The sequence below is a fragment of the Kaistella sp. SH40-3 genome, assembly GCF_030686865.1.
GTDB lineage: Bacteria > Bacteroidota > Bacteroidia > Flavobacteriales > Weeksellaceae > Kaistella.
In genome coordinates this window covers 144,558-159,736 of the sequence record NZ_JAQYUS010000003.1, presented here as the reverse complement: position 1 = coordinate 159,736, position 15,179 = coordinate 144,558, and the positions used below count along the sequence as shown (strand labels likewise).

The window sequence follows — 15,179 nt, the reverse complement described above, 5'->3', positions numbered from 1 at the left end:
TTGAAATTTTAGAATGAAAAGAGTATTTCTTATATTATTGTCAGCGACTGTTGTAGTCTCTTGTTCGAAGAGAGGGGGTGGTTCTGTTGGGAAAGGAGGATCCAAAGGGGAGTTAATACCAAGAGACAAGTCAAAATCTTTTGTTGCAGAAAGACCTTATGGCATGGTAGCAATACCTGCAGGATCTTATGTAATGGGTTTGGCTGATCAGGATTTTACAAATACTCCAGAAAAAGCAACCCTTAAAACGGTTACGGTTTCATCTTTCTTTATGGATGAAACTGAAATTACCAATGCCGAGTATCGGGTTTTTATCAATTATGTTCGAGACAGTGTGGTTCGTTCTTTATTAGCGGAAGCGGCTGGTGACGGAGGATCAACTGGAAACGGAAATTCGATTGGTGATTATGCTTATGCTTCTAAAAAAGCCGAAACTCCAAATGCTTATCAAGAGTTTATGGAGTCACAAGGTGGTAGAGATGGTTATGACGCATCTAAAAAATTAGATTGGAGCGTTCCACTTCGTTGGAAAACTTCTGATTATCCAGATGCGCAATATGCTGAGATTTTAGAATCAGTTTATCTTCCACCTGCAGAAAGAATCAACAATGAAAGAATTATTGATACTAGAAAATTGAAATACGCCTATAATTGGGAAGATATAGAATCTGCGGTTAAAGATAAATCGAGAGGTACAAAATATTTAAAAAAAGAAAGTATCGCTGTATATCCAGATACTACAGTTTGGATTAAAGACTTTAATTATGCTTATAATGAGCCATTATATGATGGTTACTTCTGGCATACTGCTTACAAAAATTATCCTATTGTTGGTGTTACCTGGGACCAGGCAAGAGCGTTCTGTAATTTTAAATCAAAGTTAAAATCGGATTATAACGAATCTCTGAAAAAGAAAAAACAGAAAGCAATGGCCTTCCGTTTGCCGACTGAAGCAGAATGGGAATATGCCGCCAGAGGTGGAAAAGAAAATGCAACTTACCCTTGGGGTGGACCATATTTGCAAGATGACAGAGGTTGTTACTTGGCAAACTTTAAACCGAAAAGAGGTAATTATATTGAAGACGAAAAGAAAGGAACTTATACTTATACCGCACCTGTAAAGAAATTCCCTAAAAATGGATTTGGTCTTTATGATATGGCAGGAAACGTAGCAGAATGGACAGAATCTCCGTATAATAATTCAACGTATCAGTTTGCGTCAACTTTGAATCCTTATTTATCAAATCAAGCCTATAGAGAAGTTAGAAAAACGGTTCGTGGTGGATCTTGGAAAGATATCGGATATTTATTAATGACCGGTTCTAGAGATTACGAAAGAAAAGATTCTGCTCGTAGTTATATCGGTTTCCGAACCGTACAGGATATTCCGGAAGGAACTGCCAAATATAAAAAGAGAACAAAATAAAAAAAACAATACCCACTAACTACTAAAATTCATAAAACATGTTTAAATCTAAAGAAGGCATTTATAATTTCATTTATTCAATTGGTGCTGCAGTCGTTATTATCGGAGCGCTTTTCAAATTAACTCACTGGAGTTTAGGGCCGCTTACAGGAAATGTTACATTGGCTATTGGTTTGATTACCGAAGCGATTATCTTTACAATCTTTGCATTTGATGCTCCAAAATCGGAGGAGTCTTATGCTTGGGAAAACGTGTATCCAGAATTGTTAGATTCTCATGCGTCACCAAATCCTAAACATTCTACTTTAGGAATTCAGTCTGCGGAAGTAAAAGAATTAGAAATTTCTTTATCTGAGAAATTAGATAAAATGCTTGCTGATGCTAAACTTGATGTTAGTTTATTTGATAGTTTAAGAACAGGAATCGAAAAATTCTCTAGTTCTGTAGATCAAATCAATCAAACAGTAGATGTTGGGGGTTCTACTGCAAAATACAACGATCAATTGATGTTGGCGGCAAGTCATCTTGAAAGTATGAATGCATTATACGCCCTTCAGTTAGAACATGGGAAAACACAAACAGAATATAGTAAAAAATATGTTGAAGACATGCAAAAGTCTGCTCAACATTCAGAGAAATTTAACGAAGAATTATCAGGATTAACTTCTAACCTAAATAGTCTTAATAGAGTTTACGGCGGTATGCTTAGCGCAATGAAATCATAGTTTCCTTACCATTTAATTTAAAATTTATACTATTAACAAAATTTACTAGAAATGGCACAAGGAAAACAGACCCCTCGTCAGAAGATGATCAACTTGATGTATCTGGTCTTTATCGCAATGCTTGCGATGCAAATTGACCAGGAGATCATTAGATCATACAATGATACCAACCAAACGCTTACCGATACGCGTGGTTTGGTAGAAAAGAAAAACGATGACATTTTCGAAAAGACATTGGAGGCAAAAGCGGCTAATACTCCAGATACTTATACAAAACCTTTAGAACAATATAAAGGTTTAAAGGCAAAGACAAACGATTTAGTTGCTTTCATTGAAAGCCTTAAATCGACCTTGAAAAAAGACGCAGACTATACAGAAGGTGTTGATGTTGCAGATAACTTTGCATCTTTAAATAATACTGAACCATCTTCTAAAATGTTTTTTAAGGGTGCAGATGAAAATAGTCCTTCTAAAACATCTGTTGATTTAAAGGCTAAAATTGAAGCATTGAAGTCATATATCAACCAAACTTTTAGTTCAAATCCAGAAATGAAAACTGTTGCTGATAGAGCTAATATCATGTTGGTTTCAGAATTCGCAAAAGGGCAGACCATTAAAAATAAAAATTGGTTGCAATATAAATTTTATGGTCAGCCGTTAATTGCTGCCTTATCGAATTTAGAAGTAATTCAATCTGAAGCAAGAAATATTCAATCCGATGCATTAATGACAATGCTTCAGGAAAAAGTAGATGCAGATATTAAATTTGATGCATATACCGCGATTGTTTCTGCACCTACAAGTGTAGTACAAGGAGAAAGTGCGCAAGGTAAGGTTGCCATTGGTAACTATTCTAGTAATGTTCCAGGATTATCAATGCCAGGCTTAACCGTTACTAATGGTCAGGGAGTTCGTAATTTAGATACAGGATCTCTGGGAGAAAAGTCTTTTAATGGAAAAATTTCTTTTACTGATGTTAACGGAAAAGTAATTGAGTTACCTTATAACCACACTTATAAAGTAGTATCTGGAGCACAGGAATTGAAAGCTCAAAAAGGAGCATTAGTAACTGCAGATAAAATGAATGTTCTTTACCGAGGATTACCAAATCCAATTTCGGGTTCAATTTTAGGCGCAGATATGGCAGGAATTTCATTATCAGCACCTGGCGCTTCTGTAAGTGGTGGTGGTGGTAAATGGAACGTAACTCCGGGAGCTGGAAGCACAGTGACTTTAACTATTTCAGGACGTGATCCGAAAGGCGGTACAATTTCACAGGCATTCCCTTTCCGAATCAAAAGTGTTCCACCACCAGTTGGGCAAATTCAAGGAAATTACGTGGTTTCTATGCCTGCAAGTTCAATCCCGAATCAAAAAGTTTCTGTAGTGATGCCAGATTTTGATTTCCCTGTAAGTTTTACAGTAAACAGTTTCATGTTTAGAGTACCAGGAAAAGCGGGAATGTTAATCAACGGAAACTCACTAAGTTCAGTTGGTAATTTAACAAAAGGTCTACGTAACGGCGATATCGCTTATGTTTATAATATTAACGCAACTGCAACAGGATTAGGAGGTCAAGCATTAAAGCAAATCCCACCAGTAGTAATAAACGTACAATAATTACGTTATTGATTAGATAGTTTATCGGTCATTAGTATAAAAATTTTAGAATGAAAAAGGTCATATTAATAGTGCTTGCTTTGAGTTTCAGTGCAGTTGGAGCACAAACCAAGAAAAAGCCCCAAAAAAAAGCCAAAGCTAAAACCACGGTTGCTGCAAAGCCTGTTGTAGAAGCAGAACCTATAGTGGAAGCACCTGTTGAATATCAAGGTGGTGAAGTTGATGATACTCCTATTAATTCGATGTCTATTTTAAATGCGAAATCTCCAGAGTCATTTAGAAAATATAGAGAGTTGGGAATGATTAAGCAAGGGGATTCAATGGTTTCTACGAAAATTAAACCATTAGAGTACGGTTTTATCGAAGACAAAGACAATCTGAAAAGCATGGTAGTTTGGGAAATCATCGATATGAATGATAAAATCAATCAACCTTATTATCATAATGAAGATGGAATTGTTTCACAAAACAAATCTCTTTATCAACTTCTTTTTGATGCTATTAATGATGGCAGAATTAAAGAGGTATATGGTGATGAAATGTTCGAAAGTAGATTGACTCCAGATGCAATTCAAGCTCGTATTAAAAATGAGGTAATGAGCAATGCCGGTATCGACAGAATTAACGAAGTGGGAAAACTATCTGCTGAAGAAATGAAGGAGTTCACCAACGTTTATGAAACCAAAACTGAAAATGTGAAGGTTTTGAAGATTAAGGGAATGTGGTATATCGATCGTAGAGATAGCCAGATGAAATACAGATTGCTTGGTATTGCTGCCATGGGACAAGATCCTTCTTTGATGGGTCAATTTGGACCAGACGGTCAACCGTTGGCTGGTAAAGATGAATTGATCGATTTATTCTGGGTTTATTATCCAGATGCTAGGGAAGTTTTAGCGAATGCTGTGGCTTTTAACAATAAGAATCTTTCATCTGATATTACTTTTGATGATTTGCTAAATGCAAGAAGATTTTCGAGTGTTATCTACAAATCAGATAACGGTTTAGGAAACGGTGTAATCAAAGACTATATTCCGAATGATGCCGATGAACAGTTAGAGGAAAGCGAAAGAATCAAAGCGCAAATCCTGCAAATGGAGAGCGATATGTGGAATTATTAATCGATTCCTTTAATATAGAAAAAAACCTGAGTACCTTTGCTCAGGTTTTTTTTTGAATGTATTCTGAGTTTAAAAATTTCCTTTTATAAGTAAATTATCAATGAAAAATGTAGATTATATTATTGTGGGCGACGGTTACGCCGCTTACTTTTTTGCCCATCAGTTAATTCTCCATCAGAAATCTTTTGTTCTATTTTCTTCCAATAAGAAAAGTGCGTCCCGTGTTTCGGCTGGAATTGTAAACCCATTGGTCTTAAAAAAGTTCACTACTTTTTGGCTCGCAGCAGAGCAGATCGAATTTCTGACAAAAACACTCGCTGAAATTGAAAGTTATACAGGGAAGAATTATTTAATTAATGAAAGAATCCACCGTATTTTTCATGATGAAAACGAAAAAACACTTTGGTCTGGTAAAACCGAAACTGATGAATTAAAGTCTTTTTTAAATCCCACCTTTGAAACTTTAGAAACCATTAAAAATCCGTTTGGCACTGGAGAAGTGAATCATTCCGCTCGGTTAGAGGTCAATGCTTTTTTTGAAGGTCTTTCGTCTTATTTAGAAGCGCACGATATGTTGATCCATGAAGAGTTTGATTATACCAAAATTCAGGATTCTACTTATAAAAATATCAATTTCAAAAATATCGTTTTCTGTGAAGGAATGGCCGTGAGAGCAAATCCGTTCTTTAATGATATTCAAGTTATCGCAAATAAAGGACATCATTTGAAAGTAAAACTTTCGCAGAAAATGAATCATCACTATACTTTAAAGAAAAAGCATTTTCTATTTCCTTTAAATGATGATGTTTATTATTACGGCGGCACATATGATCCCAATGAAAGGGGAAATGAGATTGATGATTTTAAAACAGAAGAGTTGATCACAGGACTTTCAGAATTTTATCCACATGATTTTGAAATTGAAGAAGTGAATTACGGATTTCGCCCAACTGTAAAAGACCGCCGCCCAATTTTAGGAAATCATCCGGATCATCAAAATTATTATATCTACAACGGTTTAGGCGCACGTGGAATTCTTAATGGATGTTATTTTTCCAAAGAACTTTATGAACATATTGAAAACGGAAAACCGCTAATGGCTGAAGTTGATATTAAAAGGTTTAATAAATAAGTCTATTTTTTTAGTTTGATGAACGCTAAGAAAACAATTTCGCTTTAAAGTATCTCGCATTCATTTTCGCAATATTGCTGATCGATATTCCGGCCGGACATTCAACTTCACAAGCGCCTGTAAATGTACAACTGCCGAAATTTTCCAGATCCATCTGGAAGACCATATCTAATGTTCGTTGGTGTTCTTCCGGTTTTCCTTGCGGTAATTGGTTCAGATGGTTAATTTTTGCGGAAGTAAATAAAGCAGCCGACGCGTTTTTGCATGTCGCTACGCATGCGCCACAACCAATACAGGCGGCAGAATCCATGGCGCTGTCTGCAACGATTTTAGGAATAAGAATAGAATTGGCTTCGGCGGCAGTTCCGGTTTTTGCAGTGATGTAAGCACCATGTTCAATAATCCGGTCAAAGGCAGAACGGTCGACCACCAGATCTTTAATAATTGGAAAAGCACCCGCTCGAAAAGGTTCTACGACAATCGTGTCACCTTCTTTAAAACTTCGCATATGCAGTTGACAAGTCGTGGTATTATCGTGCGGACCGTGCGCTCTGCCGTTGATGAAAACGCCGCATTGGCCACAAATTCCTTCCCGACAATCGTGTTCGAAGGCGATTACTTTTTCATTTTTCAAAACAAGGGTTTCATTCAGATGATCAAGGGCTTCTAAAAAAGACATTTCTTTACTGATTCCCTCGGTTTCATAAGTTTTAAATGCTCCTTTTGATTCCGAATTTTCCTGTCGCCATATTTTAAATGTTACTTTCATTGCTTTTGTATTTGATTTTTAGAATTGAAAAGTTTCCGTTTTTGATGAGTTAAATCTTATTTGTAATTTCTTACAGTTGGTTTTTCATATTCAAATTCTAAATGTTCTTTATGAAGAATAAAATCACTCTCATTATATTCCCAAGCCGACACGTAGGCAAAGTCTTCATCATTACGAAGTGCTTCTCCTTCTGCGGTTTGATACTCTTCCCGAAAATGAGCGCCACAAGATTCGTCACGCTGAAGTGCATCAATACACATCAACTCCGCCAGTTCGATGAAATCTGCCAAACGTAAGGCTTTCTCAAGTTCGGTATTCATTTCGTTTGCTGAACCGGTAACCTTTACATCAGTCCAAAATTGTTTTCTGATTTCTTTAATTTGAAGAATAGCCTTTTGTAAACCTGGTCTGTTACGACTCATCGCACATTCCTGCCACATGACTTTACCTAATTCCCGATGGAAATCATCAACTGTTCTGCTTCCATTTATATCTAATATTTTTTTGATTTGCGATTTTACTTCATTTTCAACTTTAAGAAATTCCGGATGATTGACACCGGGATTTTTTTCTTTTAATTCTCCTGCCAAATAATTATTAATGGTATTTGGTAAAATAAAATATCCGTCGATACTGGCTTGTAGCAGTGAATTCGCACCAAGTCGATTCGCGCCATGATCTGAATAATTGCATTCACCAATCGCGTATAACCCCGGAATGGTGGTCATCAATTCATAATCAACCCAAAGTCCACCCATCGAAAAATGTGCTGCGGGCGAAATTTTCATGGGTTCTTTATAGGCATTGATTCCTGTTATTTTTTCATACATCGAAAACAGATTTCCGTAACGGTCTTCAACTACTTTTTTTCCGAGGTTTTGAATGGCATGTTTAAAATCTAAATAAACCGCATTTTTTAAAGGACCGACTCCATGTCCGGCATCGATACGTTCTTTTGCAGCACGCGAAGAAATATCTCTGGGCGCCAGATTTCCAAAACTAGGATAGCGTCTTTCCAAATAATAATCGCGTTCCTCTTCCGGAATATCTTCCGGTTTTCGGTCATCATTCTTTTTCTTCGGGACCCAAATTCTGCCGTCATTACGAAGCGATTCCGACATCAAAGTGAGTTTGGACTGCGCATCACTAGATTGGGGAAGTGCAGTCGGGTGAATTTGTGTAAAACTCGGGGCGGCGAAATAAGCACCGCGTTTGTGGGCTTTCCAGATTGCAGATCCATTACACCCAATTGCCAATGTTGATAATCTAAACACGCGGGAATATCCGCCAGTCGCCAAAACAACAGCATCCGAAGCGAAACGTTTAATTTCTCCCGTCATTAAATCTCTGGCGATCACGCCTTTTGCTTTACCATCGATAATGACCAAATCCAAAATTTCATGTCGTGCCAACATTTCTACTTTCTGGGCTCGAATCATTTTGTATAATTGGGAATACGCTGCGATTAGTAACTGCTGACCGGTTTGACCTCTTGCATAAAAAGTCCGCTGTACTTGAACGCCACCAAAACTTCGGTTCACCAAAACACCACCATATTCCCGTGCAAACGGAACACCTTGCTGCACAAAGTGATCGATTAAAGGAGCCGATAATTCTGCCAACCGGTAAGTGTTCGCTTCACGAGATCGGAAATCCCCACCTTTTAAAGTGTCGTAAAACATTCTGTAAATGCTGTCACCATCATGCTGATAATTTTTGGCAGCATTAATTCCACCTTGCGCGGCGACGGAATGTGCGCGACGTGCTGAATCCTGATAACAGAAACATTGCACATCGTAACCCAGTTCGGCCAAAGTTGCAGCCGCACCAGCGCCCGCTAATCCTGATCCAACAACAATGATATTTAACTTCTTTCTGTTGGCTGGATTAATGAGTTTGCATTTCGCCTGATAATTTTTCCACTTATCTTCTAACTTTCCTTCCGGAACTTTTGAATTTAATTTCATAATTATTTAGAATAAAGGATGATAGAAATGGTGCATTATCTTTCTGATAAACATTTTCACCTTAATCATCTGATAATAAACTTAAAGGTAAGGACAAATTTTGAAAATTCCTTTTCGGGAGAACTGATTAATTACATGATGATGGTACTATTTTCTTATAATGTTAATCAACAAGCAAATAGAACTAAATCCTACATTTAGACATCAAAACGTTCATTACGGGCATTTTGTAGGTGTTTTGTTATTTGTAAATTTGTCTATATAATTAATACTGAAGATGCTCATTTTAAATTAATTATATTTAATACTTTGTAATCTGTTGATGATTGTATAAAATATATATCTAAGTTCAGTATTCTCACATTCTTAACTATTAAATAAAATAAATTATGAAAACCTCATTTTTAGACTCGATCAAAAATTCAGTAAAACATTGGTACATTCCATTAATCGTCGGAATTTTATTTGTAATTTTAAGTTTCGCAGTTTTTACCTCGCCTCTAAGTTCTTTATTAGCATTATCAATATTTTTTGCCTTGTCCTTTATGTTTGGCGGTTTGTCAGAAGTGTTTTTCTCCATCTCCAACAGAAACACGCTTCCGAACTGGGATTGGTCTTTGGCCTTCGGAATTTTAACCACGATCGTCGGATTTTCCTTGGTCGTTCAGCCGGGATTATCGATAAGTGTTATGGCTTTTTATGTCGGCTTTCTGTTACTGTTCCGTTCTGGCGCCTCCATTAGTTTTGCTTTAGATGTAAAAAAATACGGAAGTAAAAATTGGGGAAGTCTTCTAATCTTCGGAATACTGGGTGCTCTGGCTTCATTATTTCTCATTTGGAATCCATTATTTACAGGAATTGGACTTACTGTTTTAATGGCGGTAAGTATATTATTCGCCGGATTGTTCAGCATTTTCTTAGCATTTCAATTAAGAAAAATTCATGTCTCAACTAAAGAGATTTCTGTAAGATTAAAAGAACGTTATAACGATTTAATGGCAGAAATTGAAGATGAGTTGAATGATTAATTTAAAATCACCGTATAGATTTTATTTCATTTATCTGACGTTTTACTTATGATACATAGGAAGCTTCTGTGATATAATTAAAGTATAATCGCCGTTGTAATTAGGTCAATTCATTTTTTTATTTGACAGGAGAAATTTTATTCGAATTTTATTGAATTCGATTACTGATAAATAAAAACTGTTTTAGAAATAGAAGAGATGTGCGCAGTGAAGTTTCCTATGAAATCTGTATTAAACGCCAGAAAAAATATAACAATAAATAAAATTAAAACCAATGAAAACACTTTTCACAAACAAAGAGGTCGATTTTAAAAATTTAAAACGAGGTTTATGCAGCAGTGCACTTCTATTATTGACAATGAATGCTATGGCACAAAACAAGACAGAATTCCTCAGCGCAAAAGAGAGCGAACCTAGTAATTTTGGTTGGATGAAAGGTTTTCCACCTCCAGCAGATAAAGTTTTACATACTTGGGATGGTTCCTTTTTTACATTCCCGGCGATTCGTTGGAGTGTGGTTCATATGCGCGAAATGTTGCCGACTCAAAATGTTTCAAGAGGATTAGAAGCGCGATCGAAACTATCTTATAATCTGGATAAGAATATCGACGGTATAACTTTTATGCCTTGGAATTCAAAAAATAAAATGACTTGGGAACAATCACTTTGGGCAAATTATACAGATGGAATGATCATCATGCACAAAGGAAAAGTCGTTTACGAAAAATATTTTTCAGAATTAACGGAAAATGACGTTCACGCCGTGATGTCTTTAACAAAGTCTTTCACTGGAACGCTTGCTTCAATTTTAGTTGCGGAAGGAACTTTAGATGAAAATAAATTGGTTCCCTTCTATGTTCCAGAATTAAAAAACTCAGCCTATGGTGATGCTACGGTTCGACAGGTAATGGACATGACCACCGCACTTAAATACAGTGAAGATTATGCTGATCCAAAAGCAGATATATGGGATTTTTCCGCCGCGGGAAATCCTCTACCAAAACCTGCTGACTATAAAGGTCCTAATGGGTATTATGAATATTTAGAAACGGTAAAAAAAGAAGGAAAGCACGGAGAAGTATTTGGTTATAAAACCGTGAACGCAGATGCACTCGGCTGGATTATTTCCAGAGCAACCAATAAATCGGTGACCGAATTACTTTCAGAAAAAATCTGGAGTAAAATTGGAATGGAACAGGATGCCTATTATCAAGTTGATGGTAAAGGAATTGCCTTTGCGGGCGGTGGTTTTAATGCTGGTCTTCGCGACTTGGCGCGTTTCGGAGAATTGATCCGAAATAAAGGAATGTATAATGGCAACCAAATTATTCCAGCGCAGGCAGTGAAAGATATTGAAAAAGGAGGTGATAAAACTGCTTTTGCAAAATCCGATCATCCGGATTTAAAAGGCTGGTCTTACCGAAATATGTGGTGGATGACCGAAAATAACGATGGCGCTTACGCTGCGAGAGGCGTTCATGGACAAACGATTTACATCGACCCTGCTGCAGAAATGGTGATCGTAAGACTTGCTTCTCATCCCATTGCCGCAAATGCCGCAAATGATGCGACTTCTTTGCCAGCTTACCAGGCAGTTGCTGACTATTTGAAAAAGAAAAAATAGATCATAAACGAATAGATCATAAATAAAAACACAAAAGATAAAATTTTAAAATATAAAAAATGGATACTTCCAAATTATTTGACTTAACAGGAAAAACTGCGATCGTTACAGGTGGTGCAGCCGGAATCGGAAAAGCAACTGCTTTAATGCTCGCAAAACATGGTGCTAATATTTCAATCGGCGATTTTAATTTAGATGCTGCGAAAGAAACAGCAAAAGAAATCGAAGGTTTGGGCGTAAAAGCCATCGCGGTAGAATGCAATGTTTTAAAGGACGAAGATTTAGTAAATCTTGTAGAAACGACCGTGAAAGAATTAGGTGGAGTTCAGATTCTGATTAACAATGCCGGTGGTGGCGGAGGCGGACGAGAAAACCCTTCCAAAATTTCTGTAGATGATATTAAAAGAGATTACGAACTAAACGTATTCAGTGGCTGGAGATTATGTCAGTTGGCCGTTCCTTACATGAAAAAATCAGGTTATGGTTCTATCGTTTTCACAACCTCGATGTCAAGCATCAATAAAAGCCCAAACATGAGTGGTTACGGTGGGTCCAAAGCGGCCGTCAATCATACCGTTGCCAATTTAGCGCATGATTTCGGTCCGGAAGTTCGCATCAATGCAGTTGGTCCTGGCGCAACCAGAACTGCTGCTCTAGAAAGCGTTTTAACACCGGAAATTGAAAAAGTAATGTTGGCTCACACGCCGATTAAACGTCTTGGAACTGCTGATGATATTGCAGGAGCAATGTTATATTTTGCCTCCCCAATTTCTGAGTGGGTGAGTGGACAAACTATTTTCGTGAATGGTGGAGGAGAGCAGGTTTTGGAGTGATAAAAAAGTTTTGCGAAAACCAATATCGCTAAAAAATATTTTGATTAAGATTTTAATCTAAGATAGAGCAGGAGAAATCTTGCTCTTTTTAGTACATAAAAAACGAACGAAAAGTTCTTTTCAATAACGCGATTGAATATAATGCTTGTTCTGAGAATCGCATTATAAAAGCAATATTTAAAATTTAATACGGATCGATGCCGTGTCATTTTAAAACCGAGTCCGCTACGGTCGCGACTATATTAAAAGTGATTTCTCTCCGTAAATTAAACGTGCGGTTCCGTCGATAATTACATTTCCATCCGGATACTTTTCATCGATTAATTCACACACTTCTTTTTTAATTTTGGTTTTCATTGTTTCATCAGCATTGCTAAGTCCTGCAACAATTGGCGCTGCAATTTCAGTCATGATTTGCCAGTAAATTTCTGCTGTTCCGCAGTTCAATGTACATTTTATTTCGCTTTCAGAAATATTTATAAAGCCGGCCTGATTAAAAATGTTGGTCATTAAACCGCTGGTACCACACCGAAAAATTCCTGGAGCATCTGGTGATGGAGTCGGTAACTGCATATTTCTGTTAATGGTTTCTCCGATTGCGGTTGCCCACAAATTCTGTTGAGGTGGTCCCCAAACTGCAGTGGCAAACCTACCGCCCGGTTTTAGTACCCGCAGGATTTCTATTGCCGCCAAATGCATATCTGGAAAAAACATAAATCCCATTCGGCAACTAACCGCATCAAAAGTATTATCAGTAAAAGGAAGTTCACTAACATCACAGGCAATAAATTCCACATTGTTTATTCCTTGTTTTAAAGCATTTTCGCGCGCGATATTGAGCATCTCATCGGATAGATCCGTAACTATTACTTTGCCGTTGATAAGCATTTTGGCAATGCTAAAACCTGGTTCACCTGTTCCAGCAGCAATATCTAGAATTAATTCTGAGCCTTTTGGTTGGAGTAAATTAATAATTCCCTCGGCGGCGGGTTGCATATGTTCAAGAAGTTTTTATTCCCATTTTTTCCAGCCAGTAGAAAACTTATTCCAGGAGGTTTTTTGGTTTTCACTAATATTTTGAAAATGTCGTTCCATGATTTTATTTTTTTAATGAAACAAATTAATAAACATTCAAAGGTACAATGTTTAAAGAAATGATATTCAGAGTTTTAAATATTTTTAAAAGGAACGTTGTAACTGCGGTTTTGTTCGGCCATTGAACAGATGATGAAGTCGCAGTCTTCCATGGCTTTCATAAAATTTTGTGCTTCCTGTGGAAACCCATTTTTTTCTCGGTCCACGGAAAAAACGAGCATATCAAAATCTTTAAGATCCAAAAGATTAATGTCGTGTTTTGTAAATCGCTTCAGGCTTACAAGTTCTTTGTTTCTTGAGGTCGAGGAGGAACTTCCTGCGAAGGCTAATATTTTCATAGATTTGATTATAATAATTTACTTTTAGTGGCTTCGTCGTCTTCTTTAAATCAAATACAGATCTTGGCAAGGGCACATATTCCTTATCATCTTCAATGACAAGTGCAAAGGCGTCGTGATTTTGCTCGCACCAGTTTTTCTTTGATTTTTCGAGCATTTCTTTATCAGAATTCACAAAATTGCAGAACATAAAACGTTCTTCAGAAAATGGTTCGCCATCGAAAATATAAACGGAAATTTCGTCCTTCGTCTAAAAATTCACAAAGCGTCGCATTTTTCGCAATCAGCAATTGTTTCGTACCGAATTCCTGACCGTCAATTTTTACGGTTCCGTCCATCACATACATTCCGACTTCGCCAAAAAGATGCTCACCAATATTTATTTTTTGCGCATTTTTAGTTTTAATTTCTAAAAAGTATAACGGACTGTGAACGGGAACAGGCGATTTTTTACCAATAATTTCACCGGCGATCAGTTTATATTCAACACCGTTTTCTTCCCATTCCGGAATTTCAGATTTGCCGATATGAAAAAAGGTAGGTTCGCTTTGTTCCAGTTCTTTCGGAAGTCCGATCCAGATCTGAAAACCATGCAAGAACATAGACGATTCGCGCAAATATTCCGGAGTTCTTTCAGAATGAACGACTCCTTTTCCCGCCGTCATCCAATTCACTTCCCCGGGTTTAATTTCGATGGCATTTCCCATACTGTCGCGGTGAAAGATCGATCCCGACAAAAGATAAGTCAGCGTAGAAAGTCCGATATGCGGATGCGGCAAAACGTCGAGATTCTGATATTCTTTCAGACAGGTCGGTCCCATATGATCAATAAATACAAAGGGTCCAACCGCTCTTTTTTCGCGAAACGGCAAGAGTCTTCCGACTAAAAAATTACCAATATCTGCCGCTTTTTCTTCGATGATAAGTCCAACGTTTGATTGCATTTTCTTTATTTTTAATTAAAATTAAATCGTGTCGTAACCATTGAAATGTGGATCTACAATTCTTTTCCATTCCGGATGTCTTTTAATATAGGCGAAAACATAAGGACAGAACGGAAGTAACAACTTGCCTTCTTTTTCAATGTGCTCTAAAGTTTTCTCTACGACTGCAGCGGCGGCTCCGGTTCCGGCTAATTCCGGTTCTGCTTCGGTATGGACCAAAGCAACCTGGTTTCCAAAATCGCCATAATTGATAAAGGCGAAATGACCATTAACTTCGATTTCAAAACGCTTCTTTTTTTCGTTTTTTACGAGTGGAATATTTTCAAATTCTGGTTTCATAATTTTTCAATTTGTAGTTGATTTGAAAACAAAAATACAAACATAACGACCAGTCATTCATTATCCTATGATAAAAAAAAACGGATGCAAAAAGGTATAATCGATGATGTTCATAGATTACAATTAATTAATTGATATTATCTTTGTACACGCTTTTTACTTAATAAAAATGCATTTTTTACACACATGATCGATAATTACAAATATACAAGTCCATT

13 protein-coding genes and 1 pseudogene are annotated in these 15,179 nt (G+C 36.9%); 8 read left to right on the top strand and 6 right to left on the bottom strand.

The window, feature by feature from the left end; translation table 11 throughout:
• Positions 1–13: 13 nt before the first annotated feature.
• The 5 genes from gldK to PUH65_RS06585 all read left to right on the top strand — a co-directional run bounded on the left by gldK (position 14) and on the right by PUH65_RS06585 (position 6,024).
• Positions 14–1,426 carry a gliding motility lipoprotein GldK gene (gene gldK / locus PUH65_RS06605; RefSeq protein ID WP_305519066.1) on the top strand — a complete coding sequence of 471 codons (1,413 nt, stop codon included), beginning with the start codon at positions 14–16 and terminating at the stop codon, positions 1,424–1,426.
• Positions 1,427–1,464: 38 nt separating this feature from the next.
• Positions 1,465–2,151: a gliding motility protein GldL gene (gene gldL / locus PUH65_RS06600; protein WP_305519065.1), complete on the top strand. Its 687-nt coding sequence runs from the start codon at positions 1,465–1,467 to the stop codon at positions 2,149–2,151.
• 51 nt (positions 2,152–2,202) lie between these two features.
• Complete coding sequence (gene gldM, locus PUH65_RS06595; RefSeq protein ID WP_305519064.1) at positions 2,203–3,771, top strand: gliding motility protein GldM; 1,569 nt, start codon at positions 2,203–2,205, stop codon at positions 3,769–3,771.
• A gap of 242 nt (positions 3,772–4,013) precedes the next feature.
• The gene (gldN, locus tag PUH65_RS06590) at positions 4,014–4,892 is read left to right on the top strand and encodes a gliding motility protein GldN (protein WP_305519315.1); all 879 of its coding nucleotides are present in this window, start codon (positions 4,014–4,016) and stop codon (positions 4,890–4,892) included.
• Between the two features lie 100 nt (positions 4,893–4,992).
• Complete coding sequence (locus tag PUH65_RS06585) at positions 4,993–6,024, top strand: FAD-binding oxidoreductase (RefSeq protein WP_305519062.1); 1,032 nt, start codon at positions 4,993–4,995, stop codon at positions 6,022–6,024.
• A 25-nt stretch (positions 6,025–6,049) separates the two neighbouring features.
• Here PUH65_RS06585 and PUH65_RS06580 read toward each other — a convergent pair whose 3' ends face one another.
• Positions 6,050–6,793 carry a succinate dehydrogenase/fumarate reductase iron-sulfur subunit gene (locus tag PUH65_RS06580; protein WP_305519060.1) on the bottom strand — a complete coding sequence of 248 codons (744 nt, stop codon included), beginning with the start codon at positions 6,791–6,793 and terminating at the stop codon, positions 6,050–6,052.
• A gap of 56 nt (positions 6,794–6,849) precedes the next feature.
• Complete coding sequence (locus PUH65_RS06575) at positions 6,850–8,760, bottom strand: fumarate reductase/succinate dehydrogenase flavoprotein subunit (protein ID WP_305519059.1); 1,911 nt, start codon at positions 8,758–8,760, stop codon at positions 6,850–6,852.
• 389 nt (positions 8,761–9,149) lie between these two features.
• On the opposite strand from PUH65_RS06575, the gene PUH65_RS06570 reads away from it, so the two are divergent.
• The 3 genes from PUH65_RS06570 (at position 9,150) to PUH65_RS06560 (ending at position 12,245) form a co-directional block, all read left to right on the top strand.
• Entirely contained in the window at positions 9,150–9,788 is a 639-nt protein-coding gene (locus PUH65_RS06570) for an HdeD family acid-resistance protein (protein ID WP_305519058.1), read from the top strand.
• A gap of 274 nt (positions 9,789–10,062) precedes the next feature.
• Positions 10,063–11,412, top strand: a complete 1,350-nt coding sequence (locus tag PUH65_RS06565) for a serine hydrolase (protein WP_305519057.1) — start codon at positions 10,063–10,065, stop codon at positions 11,410–11,412.
• Between the two features lie 59 nt (positions 11,413–11,471).
• Positions 11,472–12,245 carry a glucose 1-dehydrogenase gene (locus PUH65_RS06560; RefSeq protein WP_305519056.1) on the top strand — a complete coding sequence of 258 codons (774 nt, stop codon included), beginning with the start codon at positions 11,472–11,474 and terminating at the stop codon, positions 12,243–12,245.
• A gap of 237 nt (positions 12,246–12,482) precedes the next feature.
• On the opposite strand, the gene PUH65_RS06555 is transcribed toward PUH65_RS06560, so the two are convergent.
• From PUH65_RS06555 to PUH65_RS06540, 4 genes and pseudogenes are all read right to left on the bottom strand, one after another.
• Positions 12,483–13,241 carry a class I SAM-dependent methyltransferase gene (locus PUH65_RS06555; protein WP_305519055.1) on the bottom strand — a complete coding sequence of 253 codons (759 nt, stop codon included), beginning with the start codon at positions 13,239–13,241 and terminating at the stop codon, positions 12,483–12,485.
• A gap of 173 nt (positions 13,242–13,414) precedes the next feature.
• Entirely contained in the window at positions 13,415–13,678 is a 264-nt protein-coding gene (locus PUH65_RS06550; RefSeq protein ID WP_305519054.1) for an NADPH-dependent FMN reductase, read from the bottom strand.
• A gap of 64 nt (positions 13,679–13,742) precedes the next feature.
• Positions 13,743–14,622: pseudogene (locus tag PUH65_RS06545) on the bottom strand (pirin family protein); the annotation flags it as partial.
• A gap of 21 nt (positions 14,623–14,643) precedes the next feature.
• Positions 14,644–14,961 carry a GNAT family N-acetyltransferase gene (locus tag PUH65_RS06540; RefSeq protein ID WP_305519053.1) on the bottom strand — a complete coding sequence of 106 codons (318 nt, stop codon included), beginning with the start codon at positions 14,959–14,961 and terminating at the stop codon, positions 14,644–14,646.
• Positions 14,962–15,179: the final 218 nt, after the last annotated feature.

What these genes read in the sequence shown, in the direction of transcription:
- PUH65_RS06555 (WP_305519055.1), bottom strand. Translation starts at nt 13,241, where the DNA reads ATGCAACCCGCCGCCGAGGGAATTATTAATTTACTCCAACCAAAAGGC.
- PUH65_RS06580 (WP_305519060.1), bottom strand. Translation starts at nt 6,793, where the DNA reads ATGAAAGTAACATTTAAAATATGGCGACAGGAAAATTCGGAATCAAAA.
- PUH65_RS06560 (WP_305519056.1), top strand. Translation starts at nt 11,472, where the DNA reads ATGGATACTTCCAAATTATTTGACTTAACAGGAAAAACTGCGATCGTT.
- PUH65_RS06575 (WP_305519059.1), bottom strand. Translation starts at nt 8,760, where the DNA reads ATGAAATTAAATTCAAAAGTTCCGGAAGGAAAGTTAGAAGATAAGTGG.
- PUH65_RS06585 (WP_305519062.1), top strand. Translation starts at nt 4,993, where the DNA reads ATGAAAAATGTAGATTATATTATTGTGGGCGACGGTTACGCCGCTTAC.
- gldL (WP_305519065.1), top strand. Translation starts at nt 1,465, where the DNA reads ATGTTTAAATCTAAAGAAGGCATTTATAATTTCATTTATTCAATTGGT.
- gldK (WP_305519066.1), top strand. Translation starts at nt 14, where the DNA reads ATGAAAAGAGTATTTCTTATATTATTGTCAGCGACTGTTGTAGTCTCT.
- PUH65_RS06540 (WP_305519053.1), bottom strand. Translation starts at nt 14,961, where the DNA reads ATGAAACCAGAATTTGAAAATATTCCACTCGTAAAAAACGAAAAAAAG.
- gldM (WP_305519064.1), top strand. Translation starts at nt 2,203, where the DNA reads ATGGCACAAGGAAAACAGACCCCTCGTCAGAAGATGATCAACTTGATG.
- PUH65_RS06570 (WP_305519058.1), top strand. Translation starts at nt 9,150, where the DNA reads ATGAAAACCTCATTTTTAGACTCGATCAAAAATTCAGTAAAACATTGG.
- PUH65_RS06550 (WP_305519054.1), bottom strand. Translation starts at nt 13,678, where the DNA reads ATGAAAATATTAGCCTTCGCAGGAAGTTCCTCCTCGACCTCAAGAAAC.
- PUH65_RS06565 (WP_305519057.1), top strand. Translation starts at nt 10,063, where the DNA reads ATGAAAACACTTTTCACAAACAAAGAGGTCGATTTTAAAAATTTAAAA.
- gldN (WP_305519315.1), top strand. Translation starts at nt 4,014, where the DNA reads ATGTCTATTTTAAATGCGAAATCTCCAGAGTCATTTAGAAAATATAGA.